The 18,478-nt window shown below is 65.2% G+C and carries 15 protein-coding genes and 1 tRNA gene; 7 read left to right on the top strand and 9 right to left on the bottom strand.

Features of this window, described 5'->3' with window-relative positions; all coding sequences use genetic code 11:
- Positions 1-111 precede the first annotated feature (111 nt).
- From C8J40_RS16350 to hemB, 3 genes are read right to left on the bottom strand one after another with little or no spacing between them, the layout of a single operon-like run.
- The gene (locus tag C8J40_RS16350) at positions 112-2,334 is read right to left on the bottom strand and encodes a fused MFS/spermidine synthase (RefSeq protein ID WP_132897909.1); all 2,223 of its coding nucleotides are present in this window, start codon (positions 2,332-2,334) and stop codon (positions 112-114) included.
- Positions 2,327-2,866 (bottom strand): GNAT family N-acetyltransferase, encoded by a 540-nt coding sequence (locus C8J40_RS16345; RefSeq protein WP_132897908.1) that lies wholly within the window; start codon positions 2,864-2,866, stop codon positions 2,327-2,329. The genes C8J40_RS16350 and C8J40_RS16345 overlap by 8 nt, the downstream gene beginning before the upstream one ends.
- Entirely contained in the window at positions 2,863-3,855 is a 993-nt protein-coding gene (hemB, locus tag C8J40_RS16340; RefSeq protein WP_132897907.1) for a porphobilinogen synthase, read from the bottom strand. Before hemB ends, C8J40_RS16345 begins: the two co-directional genes overlap by 4 nt.
- 92 nt (positions 3,856-3,947) lie before the next feature.
- Between hemB and C8J40_RS16335 the strand changes: the two genes are divergently transcribed.
- Positions 3,948-4,832, top strand: coding sequence for a diacylglycerol kinase family protein (locus C8J40_RS16335; RefSeq protein WP_132897906.1), 885 nt, complete (start codon positions 3,948-3,950; stop codon positions 4,830-4,832).
- 196 nt (positions 4,833-5,028) lie between these two features.
- On the opposite strand, the gene C8J40_RS16330 is transcribed toward C8J40_RS16335, so the two are convergent.
- Complete coding sequence (locus tag C8J40_RS16330) at positions 5,029-6,222, bottom strand: histidine kinase dimerization/phosphoacceptor domain -containing protein (RefSeq protein WP_243693443.1); 1,194 nt, start codon at positions 6,220-6,222, stop codon at positions 5,029-5,031.
- Between the two features lie 84 nt (positions 6,223-6,306).
- Here C8J40_RS16330 and C8J40_RS16325 point away from each other — a divergent pair, with 84 nt between their 5' ends.
- Positions 6,307-6,879, top strand: a complete 573-nt coding sequence (locus C8J40_RS16325; RefSeq protein WP_132897904.1) for a Uma2 family endonuclease — start codon at positions 6,307-6,309, stop codon at positions 6,877-6,879.
- Here C8J40_RS16325 and C8J40_RS16320 read toward each other — a convergent pair whose 3' ends face one another.
- Both C8J40_RS16320 and ettA read right to left on the bottom strand, forming a co-directional pair.
- Positions 6,880-7,182 (bottom strand): hypothetical protein, encoded by a 303-nt coding sequence (locus C8J40_RS16320; protein WP_243693442.1) that lies wholly within the window; start codon positions 7,180-7,182, stop codon positions 6,880-6,882.
- Between the two features lie 171 nt (positions 7,183-7,353).
- Positions 7,354-9,033 (bottom strand): energy-dependent translational throttle protein EttA, encoded by a 1,680-nt coding sequence (gene ettA, locus C8J40_RS16315; RefSeq protein ID WP_121884658.1) that lies wholly within the window; start codon positions 9,031-9,033, stop codon positions 7,354-7,356.
- Between the two features lie 122 nt (positions 9,034-9,155).
- On the opposite strand from ettA, the gene C8J40_RS16310 reads away from it, so the two are divergent.
- The 4 genes from C8J40_RS16310 to C8J40_RS16295 all read left to right on the top strand — a co-directional run bounded on the left by C8J40_RS16310 (position 9,156) and on the right by C8J40_RS16295 (position 11,929).
- Positions 9,156-10,559 carry a M20/M25/M40 family metallo-hydrolase gene (locus tag C8J40_RS16310; protein WP_132897902.1) on the top strand — a complete coding sequence of 468 codons (1,404 nt, stop codon included), beginning with the start codon at positions 9,156-9,158 and terminating at the stop codon, positions 10,557-10,559.
- A gap of 154 nt (positions 10,560-10,713) precedes the next feature.
- A complete protein-coding gene (locus tag C8J40_RS16305) occupies positions 10,714-10,980 on the top strand; it encodes a hypothetical protein (RefSeq protein WP_031393308.1) in 267 nt (88 codons plus the stop codon).
- Positions 10,981-11,115: 135 nt separating this feature from the next.
- Positions 11,116-11,191: transfer RNA gene (locus tag C8J40_RS16300), tRNA-Ile, on the top strand.
- A gap of 489 nt (positions 11,192-11,680) precedes the next feature.
- Positions 11,681-11,929 (top strand): hypothetical protein, encoded by a 249-nt coding sequence (locus C8J40_RS16295; RefSeq protein WP_132897901.1) that lies wholly within the window; start codon positions 11,681-11,683, stop codon positions 11,927-11,929.
- A 100-nt stretch (positions 11,930-12,029) separates the two neighbouring features.
- On the opposite strand, the gene C8J40_RS16290 is transcribed toward C8J40_RS16295, so the two are convergent.
- From C8J40_RS16290 to C8J40_RS16280, 3 genes are all read right to left on the bottom strand, one after another.
- A complete protein-coding gene (locus C8J40_RS16290) occupies positions 12,030-13,175 on the bottom strand; it encodes a CaiB/BaiF CoA-transferase family protein (RefSeq protein WP_132897900.1) in 1,146 nt (381 codons plus the stop codon).
- Between the two features lie 111 nt (positions 13,176-13,286).
- On the bottom strand, positions 13,287-15,068 hold the full coding sequence (locus C8J40_RS16285; RefSeq protein ID WP_207901250.1) for a DUF885 domain-containing protein: 1,782 nt from the start codon (positions 15,066-15,068) through the stop codon (positions 13,287-13,289).
- A gap of 13 nt (positions 15,069-15,081) precedes the next feature.
- The gene (locus C8J40_RS16280) at positions 15,082-17,187 is read right to left on the bottom strand and encodes a prolyl oligopeptidase family serine peptidase (RefSeq protein ID WP_132897898.1); all 2,106 of its coding nucleotides are present in this window, start codon (positions 17,185-17,187) and stop codon (positions 15,082-15,084) included.
- A 98-nt stretch (positions 17,188-17,285) separates the two neighbouring features.
- Here C8J40_RS16280 and C8J40_RS16275 point away from each other — a divergent pair, with 98 nt between their 5' ends.
- Complete coding sequence (locus C8J40_RS16275; RefSeq protein ID WP_132897897.1) at positions 17,286-18,470, top strand: alpha-hydroxy-acid oxidizing protein; 1,185 nt, start codon at positions 17,286-17,288, stop codon at positions 18,468-18,470.
- Positions 18,471-18,478 lie beyond the last annotated feature (8 nt).

The following is an 18,478-nucleotide window of genomic DNA, read 5'->3' as shown; positions in this document are numbered from 1 at the left end:
GGGGTGGCTGGCGCTTGCCAGTCGGAGGGGGAGGTAAGCGCAACCCTCGCTCCGTGCCCTCCCCCTCCGTCGCTTCGCGCCACCTCCCCCTTGCGGGGGAGGATACTAAGCTCACAACCCTTTCAACAGCGGCAGGATCGTCGAGTAATCGTCGGTCCACGCCGCAAAGCCTTTCCGCGGTGTCAGCGGGACCCAATCCAGATCCTTTGCGCGCAATGCCGCAATCGCACGCGGGTCACGCAACAACGCCACCCAGTCCGATGCCGAGGCCCGGTCGACCAGCAAACTCGACGGCCGGTATTTCATCTCGACCGCGATCCAGCCGCCCTCCCGCGCCGCCGCGGCGATCACCGGTTCGAGATCGATGAAGCGATTCGAGATGTGCACCAGCAACAGCCCGTCTCGCGCCAGCACCCTGCCATAGGTCGCGAACGCCTCACGCGTCATCAGGTGCATCGGCACCGAGTCCGAGGAAAACGCATCGAGCGCGAGCAAATCGAGACTGTTCGACGCATCGTGCGCGAGCGCCACGCGGGCATCGCCCAACCGGATCTCCGGGTTTGGCAGGCACCGCGACAGATAGGTGAACTGGCCGGTATCGCGCGCGATGCGGACGACCGCCGGGTCGATCTCGTAGAACCGCCAGCGCTGGCCTGGCTTGGCGTAACACGACAGCGTCCCTGTCCCCAGCCCGACGACGCCGATCCGCGCGGCCGGACCGTATAACGCCGGTGCGGCCTGCATCGCCTGCCCAACGCCTGAGCCGGCCGCGTAATAGGTGGTCGGCGTCCGCTCACGGTCGGGCGAGCCGCGCAACTGGATGCCGTGGACGGTCGTGCCGTGATCGAGCTCGCGCGTACCGCCATTGGGTCCCGGCTCGTCACGCACGGTATAGACGCCAAAATAACTCCGGACGCGCGCGCCTGATTCGAGCGAGAGTTCGAGGCTGCGATACCCGCCGAACAGGACGAGTGCGCCCGACAGAACGATCATGTACGGGACGCGCGCGCCGATGACGGCAAAGCCGAGCGTCGCGATGACGAGGAAGTCCAGACCTTGCCGACTCTCGCCGAACACGCCGGTCGGGTCGGTAATCCGCAATCCGGCGACGACAACGAGGGTGACGGTAATCGCCGCGAGCGCGATCCACCTGGTCGGCCCCTGCGCCATCCAGATGCTGCGGAACTGGCCGAACAGATACTTTTGCGGCACCAGTGCGCCGGCCGCCAGGATCAGCAGCGGATACTCATAGGTCCAGTCGAACACCACCGGCGCGACTAGCGCGGCAAACACCCCGCCAAGCGCCCCACCCGCCGACATCGCCAGATAGAAGCCGGTCAGCCGATCGGGCGCAGGCCGCTTCCGGTACAGCGTGGTGTGCAGAGCGACCGAGATCATGAACAGCAGCACCAGCGCGATGCCCGCGCTGAAGAACGGGCGTTCGTTGACGCCGCCCATGATGATCCCGCCGAACAGCAGAATCGTGATCGGCGCGATCCGTGTCAGCAGGTCGGCGAGCCAGCGATCGTTCGCGAACGCCACGCTGAAGCTCAACAGATACAGCCCGAGCGGGATCACCCACAGCAGCGGCATCGCGACGATGTCGGTGGTGATATAGGTCGACGTCGCGAGCATCAGCCCCGACGGCACCAGCGCCAGCGCGATCCAGTGCGCGATCCGCTTCGCACTCGGCGGCGCGCTGGTCGCGGCGACGTGATCGACCGCCGCAGTCTTAGGCAGCCGCGTGGCGCAGGCGAGCACCAGCACGATCAGCAGCAGATACCCGCCGCTCCAGAGCAGGCTCTGGCCGTGCACCGCCATCAATGGCTCGACCAGCAGCGGGTAGGCGATCAGGCCCGCGAAACTGCCGAGGTTGGAAGCGGCATACAGCGCATACGGATCGCCGCCGCCACTTGCATCGCTGAACCAGCGTTGGATCAGCGGCGCCTGCGCGGAGACCGCAAAGAACAGCGGTCCGATCGACAGCCCGAGCAGCCAAGGCACCCACAGCGCCGGCTGCGCCTCCGCCGACGGCGCCATCGCGACCAGCCCGATCGGCAACCACAACGCTGCAACGATCAGCACGCCGAGGTGGATCGCCGCCTGCGCACGCGGTCGCACCCGCCCGAGCCAGTGCGCATACGCATAACCCGCCAGCAGCAGCGCCTGATACACCAGCATCGCCGAGTTCCACACCGCCGGCGCGCCCCCCAGACGCGGCAACGCCATCCGCGCCACCATCGGTTGGACGAGGAACAGCAGGAACGATCCGGTCAGGATGGTGGCGACGAACATCGTCCGGCACCAGCGCGCCATCAAAGGGGCTTCAGACATAAGCGGGACGGTCGATCCGGTAGAGGATGTGGCGGCGGAGACGGTCGTCTTCGGCGAGCTTCGGGTGGTCGAAATCGCCATCGACCACGCGGGCCATCCCGAGCCGCTCCATGAGCGCCCGGCTGGCCGTGTTTGCAGGGACAGTGATTGCCCAGACCGTCGGGAGGTTCAACACCCGCCAGCCCCGGGCGAGCGCCGCATCGGCTGCCTCACGTGCGTAACCTTGCCCCCAATGCTCGCGCACGAGGCTCCAGCCGATTTCCGGCTCAGCGTCGATCGGCGTACCGACAGGGCCCGGCTTGATCCCGCACCAGCCCATGAACGCCCCGGTATCGCGTCGCTCGAGCGCCCAGAAGCAAGCGCCGTAGTCGGCGAGGATCGTGTTCTGGCGCATCACCCACGCGGCGGAATCGGTCGGCGACGGTGCCGGCCCGAGATACGCCATCACCGCCGGATCGGCGCACATCGCGTGATGCGCGGCGGCATCGTCATCGCGCCAGCCGCGCAAGGTCAGCCGCTCGGTCTCGATCATCCGCCGAGCAATTTGGCCGCATGCGCCGCGTGGTACGTCAACACGCCCGAGCAACCGGCGCGCTTGAACGACATCAGCGTCTCCAGCACCATGACGTCGCGCTCCGCCGCGCCCGCCGCGACGGCATGCTCGATCATCGCATACTCGCCCGACACCTGGTACGCGAACACCGGTACCTCGAACGCCTGGCGAACGCGAACGATGATGTCGAGATACGGCAGGCCGGGCTTGACCATCACTGTGTCGGCGCCCTCGGCCAAGTCCATCGCGACCTCGCGCAGGGCTTCTTCCGCGTTGGCGTTGTCCATCTGGTACGTCTTCTTGTCGCCCTTGAGCAGCCCGCGCGAGCCGACCGCATCGCGGAACGGGCCGTAGAACGCGCTCGCATATTTGGCGGCGTAGGACATGATCTGCACGTTGTGGTGCGACTCCGCCTCGAGCGCGTTGCGGATCATGCCGATCCGACCATCCATCATGTCCGACGGCGCGATGATGTCCGCGCCCGCATTCGCTTGGTTGAGCGCCTGCGCGACGAGCATCTCGGCAGTGGTGTCGTTGACGACGTAGCCGGCATCATCGACCAGACCATCATGGCCGTGGCTCGTGTACGGATCGAGCGCGACGTCGGTCAGCACGCCGACCTCCGGCACTGCGTCCTTCAGCGCGCGGATCGCCTGGCACATCAGATTGTCCGGGTTGAGCGCCTCGCGACCATCCTCCGTCCGCCGCTCGACCTGCGTGTACGGGAACAGCGCGATACACGGAATGCCGAGGTCGCGCGCCTCGCGGCCGCGCGCGACGATCCCGTCGACCGACCAGCGCGACACGCCCGGCAGGCTGGCGATCGGTTGCTCAACGCCCTCCCCCTCGGCGATGAACAGCGGCCAGATCAGGTCGGCGGGAGTCAGCACGGTCTCGGCATGGAGGCGGCGGCTCCAGGCGGAGGCGCGGGTGCGACGGAGGCGAAGCGCGGGATAGCTTGCGGTCATGCGGCGGGCTTTGCGGGATGCGCGGCGACGGATCAAGTTTTACGGGTAAAGCGTTACGGGTGCGAAACCGCATGCCGTGCGTTGGGGGCCTTATGTCGAACGATACGATCACGTCCGCGGCGCTCGTCGTCAACGCCAAGTCGCGCAAAGGGCAGAAGCTGTTCAAGCGCGCCTGTGCGGCGATGTCGGGGCTGCCCTATGAGGTCGATGCGCATGCGGTCGAGGATCCGAAGGACCTTGAGGCCACCGTCCTGCGCGCGCTGGCGAAGAAGCCCGACCTGCTGATCCTCGGCGGCGGCGACGGCACGGTCAGCGGCTTGGTCGACCTGATGGTCGGGCACGACGTGATCCTCGGCGTCCTCCCGCTCGGCACCGCCAACAGTTTCGCACGCACGCTTGGCATTCCGCTGAATATCGAAGGCGCGGTCGAAGTCATCCGCACCGGCAAGCCACGGCGGATCGATCTCGGCATGATCGACGGCGATTATTTCGCGAACTGCGCCGCGATGGGCATCAGCCCGAAGATCGCCGAGACCGTGCCGCACGGACTGAAAAAGGTCTTCGGCAAGGTCGGCTATCTGGCCTGGGCGACGTATCAATATATGCGCTTCCGCCCGTTCACGCTGATCGTCGGCGAAGGCCCGACCGCGGTGAAGATTCGGGTCGTCGAAGTGCGGATCTCGAACGGGCCGTATCACGGCGGCACCGAACTGGTCGACGCAGCAGCGGTCGATTCGGGCGAGATCGTCGTGCAGGCGGTGATGGGCCATGTGAAGCGCCGGCTGGTGCAGAACTGGTTCTCCAGCGTGTTCCGGCTTGAGTCGCGGCATGAAAAGGTGCGCGATTTTCGCGGCAAGAGCCTGAAGATCAACACGATCCCGCCGCTGCCGATCTCGATCGATGGCGAGGTGCTGGCGAAGACGCCGGTGACGGCGAAGGTCGCGGCCGGGATCATCCGCGTGATGGCGCCGGCCTAAGGGCGCGGTCGCAAGTAGCGTCACCTCTAACTTCCTTGTTCTCCCGCGAAGGCGGGAGCCCAGTCTGGATTCCCACCTTCGCGGGGAAACAATTACCGGGGCAACATCGTCCTAGATCGCACCACCCCGGCGAAGGCCGGGGCCCAATTGGAAAGGTCGCAGTAGCGAAGCGCAGCGCTCAGTTTAGAGACGCTGCCTAAGCAGCCTCCTCAACCCGCGGATCAGGCACGTCGAGCGTCGCGCACGTCCCTACCGCAGCATTCTCGATCGTCACGGTCCCGCGCAGCTGGCGCGCAAGGCTGCCGATCATCCGCATTCCGAGACTCTTGCGCGACGCCGTCTTCAGGTCGAAGTCCACCGGCAATCCGCCGCCCTCGTCCGACACCGTCAGGACGATTCGCCCATCCGCGCTGCGCACGGTGATCAGGATCACGCCACCGTCGTCGCCATAGGCATATTTGATCGCATTGGTGACCAACTCGGTGACCAGTAGCCCCATCGGGATCGCCACGTCAGCGCTGATCAGGATGGGTTCGATATCGCAGTCGATCCGGTGGTTGAGCGATTGCTCGCCCAGCCCCGTCGCGATCCCGCAGACCAGATCGTTGAGCGCGACGATGCCGACCTGATCGCCGCGCCAAAGCTGGTCGTGCGTTTGCGCGATCGCGGTGATCCGCGCCTGCGCATCGCCGAGCAGCCGCCGGATCCGCGGATCGTCGTCCTCCTGCATCTGCAGGTTGAGCATCGCCGACACCAGCGCGAGGCTGTTCTTGACGCGGTGACTCGCTTCGCGGGTGAGCAGCTCCTGATGCTCCATCGCCTCGCTCAGCCGCTGTTCGGCCTGCTGCCGCTCGATCGCGACGCCGATGAGGTTGGCGAACCCTTGCATGAACGCGAAATCGGCGGGCTCGAACTGCCCTTCGTCGGGACTGTCGACCTCGAGCACACCGAAGCGCTTGCCCGAGGTCTCGACGAGCACGTTGATCGCGCGCCGGATATTGTGCCTCGCCATGAACTCAGGGGTCCGAAACCGCTGTTCGTTCTCGAGATGGTTCGAGATCACCGGCAGCCCCGTCTCCAGCGCGAACCCAGCAGGCGAGCCGAGATCGGTGCGCATCTCGGTCGACCCGACCACGCCCGGCTCCCAGCCGATGCCGGCCCGCACCAGCAGCGTATCCTGTTCGGGGCGATATTCGAGGAACTTGCAATATTTCGAGCGCATCCCCTCGCCGCACAATTCGGTGGCGCGCTGCAACATCGGCTGCAGATCCCGCGCGCGCAGAGCCTCGATCCCGAAATCGGCGAGGATCGACTGCTGGCGAAGGCGATACTGAAGCTCGCCCGCACCCGGAGCAGTATCCCCGCCGGGAGAGTTTTCGACGATAGCCACGTTGAACTCCGCTATACTGGACGCGCCCGGTGGCGTGATCGGAACGCCTTGGGGACTCTCGCAGATCATGGTAGATTGCCTCCCATGAACGAGATGGTGCCTCTTACCACCGTGCCGCTCCCCGTAAAGCTTCGGGTCGAGGACTATCTGATGCTCGACGCCGCCGGCGCGTTCGAGGGCTATGGCAAGACCGAGCTGCTGGACGGGGAAATCGTCTACATGAACGCGCGGCACCGGCCGCACGCGCGGATCAAGTCACGGCTGTTCCGCCTGATCGCTGATGCGCTCGATAATCTGCCGATCAATCTGGAGGCGTTGGTCGAAGGATCGGTTTCGATGCCGCCCTACAACGTCCCGGAGCCCGATATCGCCGTGACCGCAGAGCCGGAGGGCGAGGGCCTGATCCCGCTTGCATCGCTCGCACTGGTGATCGAAGTTGCCGATACTACGCTGCGCAACGACCTCGGCCGCAAGCGCAAGATCTATGCGCGCGAAGGTATTGCTGAATATTGGGTAGTCAACGTCCGCGCCGGGATGATCCACCAGATGTGGGCGCCAGTCGGTGATCGCTTCACCCAGTCGCGTGATGTGCCCTTCGACACGGGAATCGAGTCGACGACGATCCCGGACTTGAGGGTAAACACCACCGCGCTTTAGTCAGCGCATCGCCTGCCGGACGAAACTCTGTGCGCCTGCCGGATCGAGCAACGCCAACGTGCCGCCCTGAAAGTTCGGATCATACATGACCTCGGACCGGGCCCATTCAGGCACCTGCACCGCGTCCAGCGAGGCGGCATCCGACTGCTCGATTTCCGCGAGCTCAAGCCCGGGCAGCGCCGCGAACAGCGCGTATTCCTCAAACGTCAGATACGTCGTCACCAGCGGCCGCGCGAGCGGATCAGGGACGTCGTATTTCTTCGACAGCTTCAGCACCACGCGCCCGCCGACGCTGTCGGCCATCCGCCGCAGCCGGCACCGCGTATCCGTAATGTAGAGATCCTCGATCAGGATCGACCGGCAACCAGCCAGCGATGGCCGCTTCAGAGGATCGACGAGGAACCACCGCTCACGCTCGACATGCGAGTATTTGTGAGCCGCCAGTTCCTCGTCAAGCCTCTCAGCACGCCATGATCAGCGAGTCAGCTTCTTGTAGGACAGCGCGGTCGGACGATCCGCTGCATCTCCCAGACGGCGGCGCTTGTCCTCTTCGTAGGATTCAAAATTGCCTTCGAACCATTCGACATGGCTGTTGCCCTCGAACGCCAGGATGTGCGTGGCGAGACGATCCAGGAAGAAGCGGTCATGGCTGATCACCACCGCGCAACCCGCGAAGTTCTCGATCGCTTCCTCGAGCGCGCCCAGCGTCTCGACATCGAGATCGTTGGTCGGTTCGTCGAGCAGCAGCACGTTGCCGCCGCGCTTCAGCATCTTGGCGATGTTGACGCGGTTGCGTTCGCCGCCCGACAGTTTGCCGACGTTCTTCTGCTGGTCCTGGCCCTTGAAGTTGAACGCGCCGACATAGGCGCGCGTCGACTGGTCGAACCCGTTGACCTTCATCGAATCGAGGCCGTCGGAGATCTCCTCCCAGACGTTCTTCTTGTCGTCGAGATGATCGCGGCTCTGGTCGACATAACCCAGTCGCACGGTCGACCCCTTGTCGATCGTGCCGCTGTCGGGCGTCTCCTGCCCGGTGATCAGCTTGAACAGCGTCGACTTGCCCGCGCCGTTGGGACCGATGACGCCGACGATGCCGCCCGCCGGCAGCGTGAACGAGAGGTTCTCAAACAACAGCTTGTCGCCGTAGGCCTTGGACACGTTCTCGAGTTCGATGACCTTGCCGCCGAGGCGCTCGGGCACCTGGATGACGATCTGCGCCTTGCCGGGACTGCGATTTTCCTGCTGGGCGACGAGGCGTTCGAAGTTGGCGATACGCGCCTTGGACTTCGTCTGGCGCGCCTTGGCACCCTGGCGGATCCATTCGAGCTCGTTCTTGATCGCGGTCTGGCGACCGGATTCCTCGCGATCCTCCTGCTCGAGGCGCTTCGCCTTCTTCTCGAGATAGGTCGAGTAATTCCCCTCGTACGGGAAATACTTGCCGCGATCGAGCTCCAGGACCCAACCGACGACGTTGTCGAGGAAATAGCGGTCATGGGTGATCATCAGCACCGCGCCCGCATAATCCTTCAGGTGGTTCTCCAGCCACTGGACGCTTTCGGCGTCGAGGTGGTTGGTCGGCTCGTCAAGCAGCAGGATCCCCGGCTTCTGGATCAGCAGGCGGGTCAGCGCGACGCGGCGCTTCTCACCACCCGACAGCTTATCGACCGGCCAGTCGCCCGGCGGGCAGCGCAGCGCTTCCATCGCGACCTCGAGCTGGTTGTCGAGCGTCCAGCCATCGACCGCGTCGATCTTCTCTTGGAGCGTCCCCATTTCCTCGAGCAGCGCGTCGAAGTCGGTGTCGTCCTGGGGATCGCCCATCTCGGCGGAAATCGCATTGAAGCGGTCGACCATGTCGGCGACGCCGCGCGCGCCGTCCTTGACGTTCTCCAGCACCGTCTTCGAGGCGTCGAGCTGCGGCTCCTGCTCGAGATAACCGACGGTGACGTTCTCGCCCGGCCATGCTTCGCCGGTATAATCCTTGTCGATGCCGGCCATGATCTTGATCAGCGTCGACTTGCCCGCACCGTTGGGGCCGACGATGCCGATCTTGGCGCCATGATAGAACTGCAGGTTGATGTTCGACAGCACCGGCTTGGGCGCGCCGGGGAAGGTCTTCGTCATGTCCTTCATGACATAGGCGTATTGGCCGGCCACGTGGGTCTCCGTTCGGGTGTTCGTGAGGGCGGGATTGATCTGCGCATGTAAGGGCAGGCGCGAAGGTTGGCAACGCGCGCGCTCGGACCTAACGGTGGGTCGACTACCAAGGGGAATAGCCGATGACGCGTATCGCACCACTTCTGGCGGCCTGTGCCGTCATCACCGCCGTTCCCGTCGTGGCGCAGCGCACCGCCGCCCCGCCGACTGCGGCGGATGCGAAGGTCGCTGCACTCCGCGACAAGGCGCTGACCGACGACACCGCCTACAAGATCGTCGAGGGGATCACGACCGAGGTCGGCCCGCGCATGACCGGCACCGAGGCGGCACCGCGGGCCCGCGCCTGGTCGGTCGCCAAGCTGAAGGCGCTAGGGTTCAAGAACGTGCGGATCGAGCCATACCAGCTGCCGGTCTGGTCGCGCGGCACGGAAAGTGGCGAGCTGGTCGCCCCCTATGCGCAGACACTGCATCTGGTCGGCCTCGGCAATTCGGGCGCGACACCGCCGGGCGGGCTGACGCTGCCGATCGTGTATTTCGCGACGTACAACGATCTGGCGCTCGCCGCCGACGGCAGCCTGAAAGGCAAGATCGCGTTCGTCTCGAACGCGATGCAGCCGACCCAGGACGGGTCGAGCTATGGATCGCAGGGCACCGCGCGCTTCGTCGGACCGAACGTCGCCGCCAAGAAGGGCGCGGCGGCGATCGTGATCCGGTCGATCGGCACCGATCACGGCCGCGGGCCGCACGCGGGCAACACCAATTTCGAAGCGGGCGTGACGCCGATCCCTGCTGCGGCGCTGTCGGTTGCGGATGCCGAGCATGTTGAGCGGCTCGTAAAGTTGGGCAAGCCGGTGACGCTGAAGCTGGTGCTCGAGGACAAGCAGGCCGGGATGCAGGAATCGGGTAACGTCGTCGCCGAGGTTCCGGGCACTGATCCCAAGGCCGGCATCGTGCTGGTCGGTGGCCATCTCGACAGCTGGGATCTCGGCACCGGCGCGATCGATGACGGCGCGGGCATCGCGATCACCGCGGCTGCCGCCAAGCTCGTCATGGACAGCGGCCAGCGCCCACGCCGGACGATCCGCGTCGTCTGGTTCGGCGACGAGGAGAGCGGTGGCTTCGGTGGTGCCGCCTACGCCAAGGCGCACGCCGGCGAGCGCCACGCGACCGCTGCCGAATCGGATTTCGGTGCCGATCGCGTCTGGCGGTTCGAGAGCAGCCTGCCCGCCGCCGCCAAGCCCATCGAGGATCGCCTGGCGGTCGCGCTCGCCCCGCTCGGGATCGTCCGTGGTGCCGACACCCCCCATGGTGGCACCGATGTCGGCCCGGTAATCGCCACGGGGGTAGCCGGAATCGACCTCAATCAATCGGGCCTGCGCTACTTCGATTACCATCATACGCCCGAGGATACGCTGGATCTGATCGACCCCGAACAGCTTCGCCAGAACGTCGCGGCCTGGACCGCGATGATCGCGACGGTCGCCAACGCGCCTGAGGAAATCGGTTCAATCGTGCCCGGAAAGTGACCAGTCGCAGCAACCGAAACGTCATCGTTCTGCCGCAAACCTTGCGGACAGATGAATTTAGCGGATTGACCGCCCGCCGGGGTCCGCTATTTGACGTGACTTCGCGACGGCAATCGGGTCGGCCGCGAGTGAAACTATGCTTGGGAGCATTCGAATGAAGAAGATCGTTCTGATCGCTGCTGCCGCCGGCCTGATGTCCGTCGCAGCCTGCAGCAAGTCGCCAGAAGCCGCCGCCGTTGAGAACAACGCGGACATGCTGGCTGACAACATGGAAATGCAGGCTGACAACATGGACGCCATGGCGGACAACACCTCAAACGCAGTCGCTACCGACGTGCTCGAGAACGCTGCTGACAACATGAACGCAGCTGCCGACAACGTCCGTGACGCTGCCGACGAGAAGACCGACAACATGAACTAAAATCTGTCGGGCGTTTTTACGCTCGATAGGATTTAGTGTCGGAAAGGGCGTTCCTTCGGGAGCGCCCTTTTTCTTTGCGCATTTGCTTTGCGCCCTTTTGCCCGATGATCGCTTGCGCTAACGCAGGCGCCGGTGGGGCCTGTAGCTCAACGGTTAGAGCTGGCCGCTCATAACGGCTAGGTTGCGGGTTCGATTCCTGCCGGGCCCACCAATCTCCTCGATCATCACTACCTTACCTCGTCAAGAAGCCGCAGAAATGCGTGGTTTGTGGGGGTCTTTCTTCTCACACGTTCCATATGGCGAACTGAGAGGGTGGTGCAGATGGGGGGATATTTGGGGGTATCGCCTGAAACGGCGCCGACGATACCCCCAAGCAGTGCGATTCTGCCGGGCCCACCAACTGCTCCGCATTTCGCGCGGCATATCATTTGCGCTGAGCCGCTGCCCCCCCTGATCCATCGAAAATCCCGGTTCGCTAAAAACCTTGCGGCGGTTCTCATGGCTTTAAATTATCGAATAACAACAGCTTGCCCGCCATATCTAGCCAGGAGCAGCTTGCGGTGAACTGTGGCGGACATACTACCCACCACAACTTTACAAATATTAGAGTCCCGGTCTTTAACGTTTGTGAACAATCGACCCTGCATGTAGGTTTTTGGTGGCTACGGCGGTGTTCGCCGTGCTCTCGGGAGACTTTGTAATGTTTATCAAATCCTTCGCCATGGCGACTGCTGGCCTCGCCCTCGTTGCCGCACCTGTCGCTGCAAGTGCTGCTCCGGCTGCCAGCCTGTCGGTCAGCAAGGCTGCTCGCTCGGGTTCGCAGACCGCAGACAAGAGCAAGGTCGGCGGCGATGGCGGCATCATCATCATCGCGCTCGCCGCGATCGCAGTTGGCGGTGGTCTGTATCTCGCCATCGACGGCGATAGCGACAACTCGGACAGCAACTAATCTACTGGGCCGGTGTGCAAGCACCGGCCCGCATTCTGTCTCGTGCCAGCTATCCGGTAACCGGCTGAACCCGATCGCACCGAACCGCTGACCTTGAGCCTCAGGCGACGACCCCGCCGGTCTTCAACGCCGCGATAGCTGCGGTCGTATAGCCGATCTCCGCCAGCACGTTCTCCGTATCGGTCCGTTCGCCCGCCATTTGCGGTGTGGTGGTCGGTGTTACCGAGTAGCGCGGCGCAGGCGCTGGCTGGATCACACCACCCGCCTCGACGAACGTCCCCCGCGCAGCATTGTGCGGATGCGCGGGCGCCTCGGCCAGCGACAGTACCGGCGCGAAACACGCATCGGTGTGTTCGAGGATCGCGCACCAATCATCGCGAGTCCGGGTCGCGAACACCGCCGCCAGCTTTTCTTTCAGCGCAGGCCAGCCGCGCGGATCCATCTGGCGATCGAACGCGGGATCTGCCGTCAGCCCCGCCTTCTCGCGCAGCACGGCGTTGAATTGCGGCTCGATCGCGCCGATCGACACGTATTTGCCGTCTGCGCAGGCATAGGTGTCGTAGAAATGCGCGCCGCTATCGAGCAGGTTCACGCCGCGCTCATCGCGCCACAAGCCCTGCCCGCGAAAACTCCAGATCATGCTCATCAGTAGCGCGGCACCATCAGTCATCGCACAGTCGATCACCTGCCCCTGCCCGGTCGTCCGCGCGTGGAGCAGCGCGCTGACCATGCCGAATGCGAGCATCATCGCACCCCCGCCGAAATCACCGACCATGTTGATCGGCGGCGTCGGCTTCTCGCCTGCCCGCCCGAACGCGTGCAGTGCGCCGGCCAGCGCGATGTAATTAATGTCGTGGCCCGCAGCCTGCGCGTACGGCCCATCCTGCCCCCAGCCGGTCATCCGGCCATAGACGAGCCGCGGATTGGTCCCGAGCAGCACGTCCGGCCCGAGCCCCAATCGTTCGGTCACGCCAGGCCGGAACCCCTCGACGAAGCCATCCGCCGATGCGACCAGATCGCGGACGACACCGATTCCCGCGGCGGACTTGAGATCGATCGCAATCGTTTTCCGCGATCGCAGGAGGATGTCCTTGGCAGGATCGCCGCCCGGCCCGCCCCTTTTCGCGTCCGGGCGCTCGATCCGGATCACTTCTGCCCCGTGATCCGCGAGCATCATGCAGGCGAACGGCGCGGGGCCGATCCCGGCAAGCTCGACGATCCGGATCCCGGCAAGCGGGCCGCTCATCGCCGCAGCCCCGTCCCGCGCAGACCATCTCCTGCCGCCATGATACCTCTCCGATGGCTTCTTATCGGAGCAGCGTCACAGCATTAGCAGACCCGGTCAAGCGACCGGCACTTAGCCGATCGGCAGGTCGAGCAGCAGCTCGCGGACATAGCGGACCGGCGGCGAACCATGCGCGAGCAGCGCATCGTTGTAGCGCTTCAGGTCGAACGCCGCGCCTTCACGCTTCCTGACCTCTTCCCGCAGCGCCATGTGCTCCGAATAGCCGGTGAAATAGCTCAGCAGCTGCGTCGAGCCGAGCGATGCGCGGACCCATTTGCCGGCCGCCTCGCGCTCCTGCTGGAACGCAGTGTGCGTCATCAGCTGCATCGCCTGCTCGCGCGTCATGCCCTCGGTGTGGATGCCGATGTCGAGCAGCGAGTTCGAGATCGAGCGCAGCCGCATTTTCAGCACGGTCAGCTTGAACAGCGGATCGCCGTTCAGATAGCCCTCGTCCGCCATCATCCCCTCGGCGTACACCGCCCAGCCCTCGACGAACGGCCCCGAGCCGAGCACCGCGCGCAGCGTCGACTGCGTGGCATTGGCGTGCGCGAGCTGGAGGAAATGCCCCGGCATCGCCTCGTGCACCGCCAGGTCGTGGATCATATAGTCGTTATATTCACTCAGGAACGACGTCGCCTGCGCCTCGGTCCAGTCGTCGGGGATCGGCGACACCGCGAAGAACGTGCCGAGATTCTTCTCCAGCGGGCCCGGCGAATCGCAATAGGCGACCGCGACGCCCTGCTGGAACTTGGGCATCGTGATGATCTTCACCGGACCGTCGGGCATCCCGACCAGCCCCTTGTCGCGGACGAAGGCAGTCGCCTGCGCCAGCGCCTTGGTCGAGGCGTCGATCATGCCGTCGCGTGCAGGCCGCTTGGCGTAGGTGAGTTCGAGCGCGAGCTGGATCCCCGCCTGTTGCTGCGCATCGGAGGGCTTTTCGGGGAGCAGGAGCGCGTCCTTCTTGGCACCGAAGATCTGCCGCGCGATCGCGTACATCTGCGCGCGAGTATCGACGATCGCGGCCTGCGCACGACGCTTGATCTCGGTACGGGTCAGATCCGACTGAAGCGCAAAGCGGAGCTTCTTGTCGTAGAGCGCCGCACCAAGGCGGAAGTCGCCCTTCGCACCGGGGACGAGCGTCTTGTCGAGCCAGACCTGATGCTCGGCGACCGCCGCCTTGAGTTTCACGAGCGCGGCGTCGAACCGCTTGGCGTCCGCTGCCGACAACTCGCTCTTATGCGGCGCGAGCATGCTCTCGGCGATATCGACGATACCGCTGTTCTGCTTCGCCACCGTCGTCGCATAGATCGAGGGCACCCGCGCAACCACGATGTTCGCGCGCGCCTGCGCCAGCAGTGCGGGAAGCGCCTCCATCCGTGCCGTCGCTGCATTCAAACGCTGCGGCCACGGCGCGAAATCGCGCGCGGCGAGCGAGTAGAGCGAGCTGCCGGCAATGTCGTTATAGACCTGCGGATCCCACGCCCACCCGCCGAGCGTCTCAGTATCCCAGATGTCGTAACGCAGCGCATTGTCGAGCAACGCCGCATCGACCTGCTCCTCACGTGACAGGGCTTTCCGATCGATCCGCTGTAGGTCGGCGAGCATCGCCTTCGAGAACGCCTCGCGCTTGGCGCGACCGGCAGCCGACATGTCGGTGATCTGCGCATCGAACCGGTGATCGCCGAGCGATGTCGCCGACGACGGATTGAGCCGGGCGAGGCCATCGACATAGCGCTTCGACAGCGACGCGAACGCAGGGTTCTCGGTTTGCGCGGCCAGCACGGGCGCAGGGATCGACAAAACGGGGAGCACCAGGATCGCGGCGCCGAGTAGCAGACGGAAATTACGCATCATGAATTCCTGATAATCAGCGCTGCGGCGCGGTGACGAGTTGCGAGTTCAGATAGACGGTGACGAGCGCGGCGCGCTTGGCGTCCTCGATCTTGTCGGCGCCGGCGGCGTGGCCGCCCTCGGGGTTCTCGTAATAGAAGAACGGGTCGCCATACGCCTGCAACCGCGCCACGAATTTCCGCGCGTGACCGGGGTGGACGCGGTCGTCCTCGGTCGAGGTGTAGATGAACGGCACCGGGTATTTCACCCCGCGTTTCAGGTTTTGATACGGCGAGTATTTCGAGATGAACGCCCAGTCCGCCGGCTTGTCCGGGTCGCCATATTCACCCATCCACGACGCACCCGCCGACAGATGCGAATATTTCTGCATGTCGAGCAGCGGTGATCCCATCACGATCGCGCCGTAGAGATCCGGCCGCTGCTCCATCGCGACGCCGACCAGCAGGCCGCCGTTCGACCGCCCCGACACCGCGATCTTGCGCTTCGCACTGACCCGGGTACGCACAAGGTCGTCGCCGACCGCGTGGAGATCGTCATACGCCTTTTGGCGGTTCTCGCGCAGTGTCGCCTGATGCCAGCGCGGCCCATATTCGCCGCCGCCGCGGATGTTGGCGAGCACGAACGCGTTGCCCTCCTCGACCCAGAACAGTCCCGCTGGGCCCGACCGGTACGGCTGGTCGACCAGATAGGTCGGCGTCTGCGCGTTGCGAAACCCGCCATAGGCATGGACGAGCGCAGGCACCGGGCCGGTCGTACCCTTCTTCCGGACGAGGAAATACGGGATCTTGGTCCCGTCCTTCGACATGGCGAACCGCTGTTCGACCTGCATCGTCGACGCATCGAACCGCGCCGGCAGCGTATCGACCGCGACCGGCTTGGCGTTCGGACGGATCGCGTAGAGCGCGGGCGGGCTGAGGAAGCTCTCGACCATCGCGAACGCGAGATCGTCCTTCCCCGCGGTTGCATCGAGATGGATCGTCGAGGATGCAGGCAGTGCCGCGACCGATTGCGTCCAGCTGCCGTCCGCACCGCGCGCGAGCGACACCAGCCGCCCCGACACGTTGTCGAGCATCTTCACCCACAGCACCGACTTGCTCGAATCGACCTGCTCCACCGCCTGCGTCGCGGTCGGCACCAGCACCCGCTCGATCGTCGGCGCACGGCCAGCCAGCACGTCGGCGATGCTGTAGGCGACGATCGCCCCCGCCGGCACTCCGCGCCAGTCGGAGGCGAGCGTCGCGATCAGCTGGCCGTCGAGCACGGTGTTGATCACCGCATCGTCGGGCAGCGGCGATGGCACGAGCCGACCGTCGCCGGCGATATGGCTTCGTTTCGAATGGAAGAAATCGGTGTCGCGGACGACCAGCGGATAGCGCTGCTCGCCATCCGGAAACACGCTGACGTTGATCCCTACGTCGTCCTGCGTCGCGCTGGCGATCTCGGTTGCGGCGGTCAGTGGCGTACCGCGGCGCCACAGCTTGGCGGTGCGCGGATAGCCCGACTTGGTCAGGCTGTCGGCGCCAAAGTCGGTTGCGACATACAGCGCGTCCGGCCCGGCCCAGCTCAGCCGCGTCTTGAAGATCGGCACGACAAAACCGTCGGTCACGAACTTGCCCGAGGGGATATCGAACTCGCGCTCGACCACCGCATCGCCGCCGCCGTCCGACAGCGCGACCATGCAGCGGTCATAGGACGGCGAGCGACACGTCACGCCCTTCCACACCCAGCTCTTGCCCTCCGCCTTACCCAGCGCATCAACGTCGATCAGCGTCCGCCACACCGGCTTGCCGCTCGTGAACGACGCCAGCGACGCGACCCGCCACAGGCCCCGCACGTTGGTCTTGTCCTGCCACAGGTTCAGCACCTGGTCGCCGAGCACGTCGTCGGGCGTCGCGATCTGGCGGTCGGCCTGCAACAGGTCGAGCGCACGCTGGCGGTAGCGCGCAAAGCCCGGCTTCGCCTCCAGCGCAGCGAGCGACCGCGTGTTCCACTGCTTCACCGTCTCGAATGCACGCGCGCCGTGAATATCCTCGAGATACGTGTTCGGATCGGCGGCTGGCGTCTGGGCGATCGCGCTCGTCGACAATGCAAGAAGAGCGAGAAGAGGCAGGCGAAGGGACATCGTCGGACTTTCTGTAATCGGTCGCGCATCCTTAGGCACAAGGAATGACTTCGTCACCGGTAGCGCCGTATAAGGCCCGCAAAACATAGGAGAGGATGATGGCCGTGGCCCCGAAGACTGCGCCGCATTTCGGCGATTACCAGAACGCGATCTACTTCGCCGGGCTGAACGGCGTGGTGCCGAGCGTGCCGGTCGATTTCGCGACGCTGGAGGCGCGCGCGTCCGCGGCATTGCCCCCAGCGACGCTCGCCTATCTCCAGGGCGGCTGCGGCGACGAGCATACCCAACGCCACAATGCCGACGCGTTCGCGCACTGGGGGATGACCCCGCGGATGATGGTCGACTGCACCCGCCGCGACCTGTCGATCGAGCTGTTCGGGATGACGCTGCCGACGCCGCTGTTCATGGCCCCGGTCGGCATCAACGGTATCTGCACGCAGGATGGCCATGGCGATCTCGCGGCGGCGCAGGCGGCGGCGATCACCGGCGTACCCTTATGCCAGTCGACGCTGTCGAACGATCCGCTCGAGGACGTCGCCGCGCGGTTCGGCGACACCCCCGGGTTGTTCCAGCTCTACACGCCGAAGAACGATGCGCTGACCGAAAGCCTCGTGCGCCGCGCCGAATCTGCCGGGTACAAGGCGATCGTCGTCACGCTCGACACATGGGTGACCGGCTGGCGCCCGCGCGACCTCAACACCGCGAACTTCCCGCAGCTCCGCGGCCAAGTGCTTGCCAATTATTTCAGCGACCCGGTATTCCGCGCGATGCTCGAGCGCCCGCCCGAGGAGGACGGCGCGGCAGCGGTCCGGCAATGGGCAGGCGTGTTCGGCAAGGTGCTGACCTGGGCCGACATGCCCTGGCTGCGCTCGCTGACCAAATTGCCGCTGGTCTTGAAAGGCATCTGCCACCCCGACGATGCACGCCGCGCGATCGATGCGGGCGCCGACGCGATCTATTGCTCGAACCATGGCGGGCGGCAGGCGAATGGCGGGATCGCCGCGATCGACATGCTGCCTGAAATCGTAGCGGCGTCGGGCGCGACGCCGGTGCTGTTCGATTCCGGCGTGCGATCGGGCACCGACATGGTGAAGGCGCTCGCGCTCGGTGCCACTGCGGTCGGGGTGGGCCGCCCCTATGCTTACGGCCTCGCGCTGGGCGGCGCGGCGGGCGCGGCGCATGTGTTGGAATGCCTGCTCGCGGAGGCGGACCTGCTGATGGCGGTCAACGGCTACCCGACGATTGCCGACGTCCGGTCCGCCGGTGCGATCCGTCAGCGCTGACCGATCTT

It is taken from the genome of Sphingomonas sp. PP-CC-3A-396, from assembly GCF_004343105.1.
In the GTDB taxonomy this organism is placed as follows: domain Bacteria; phylum Pseudomonadota; class Alphaproteobacteria; order Sphingomonadales; family Sphingomonadaceae; genus Sphingomonas.
This window is presented reverse-complemented; position numbering and strand designations above follow the sequence as displayed.

Bases quoted from the DNA above. Each gene is read 5' to 3' on its own strand.
- C8J40_RS16350 (WP_132897909.1), bottom strand. From the start codon at position 2,334: ATGTCTGAAGCCCCTTTGATGGCGCGCTGGTGCCGGACGATGTTCGTC.
- C8J40_RS16345 (WP_132897908.1), bottom strand. From the start codon at position 2,866: ATGATCGAGACCGAGCGGCTGACCTTGCGCGGCTGGCGCGATGACGAT.
- hemB (WP_132897907.1), bottom strand. From the start codon at position 3,855: ATGACCGCAAGCTATCCCGCGCTTCGCCTCCGTCGCACCCGCGCCTCC.
- C8J40_RS16335 (WP_132897906.1), top strand. From the start codon at position 3,948: ATGTCGAACGATACGATCACGTCCGCGGCGCTCGTCGTCAACGCCAAG.
- C8J40_RS16325 (WP_132897904.1), top strand. From the start codon at position 6,307: ATGAACGAGATGGTGCCTCTTACCACCGTGCCGCTCCCCGTAAAGCTT.
- C8J40_RS16320 (WP_243693442.1), bottom strand. From the start codon at position 7,182: ATGGCCGACAGCGTCGGCGGGCGCGTGGTGCTGAAGCTGTCGAAGAAA.
- C8J40_RS16310 (WP_132897902.1), top strand. From the start codon at position 9,156: ATGACGCGTATCGCACCACTTCTGGCGGCCTGTGCCGTCATCACCGCC.
- C8J40_RS16305 (WP_031393308.1), top strand. From the start codon at position 10,714: ATGAAGAAGATCGTTCTGATCGCTGCTGCCGCCGGCCTGATGTCCGTC.
- C8J40_RS16295 (WP_132897901.1), top strand. From the start codon at position 11,681: ATGTTTATCAAATCCTTCGCCATGGCGACTGCTGGCCTCGCCCTCGTT.
- C8J40_RS16290 (WP_132897900.1), bottom strand. From the start codon at position 13,175: ATGAGCGGCCCGCTTGCCGGGATCCGGATCGTCGAGCTTGCCGGGATC.
- C8J40_RS16285 (WP_207901250.1), bottom strand. From the start codon at position 15,068: ATGATGCGTAATTTCCGTCTGCTACTCGGCGCCGCGATCCTGGTGCTC.
- C8J40_RS16280 (WP_132897898.1), bottom strand. From the start codon at position 17,187: ATGTCCCTTCGCCTGCCTCTTCTCGCTCTTCTTGCATTGTCGACGAGC.
- C8J40_RS16275 (WP_132897897.1), top strand. From the start codon at position 17,286: ATGGCCGTGGCCCCGAAGACTGCGCCGCATTTCGGCGATTACCAGAAC.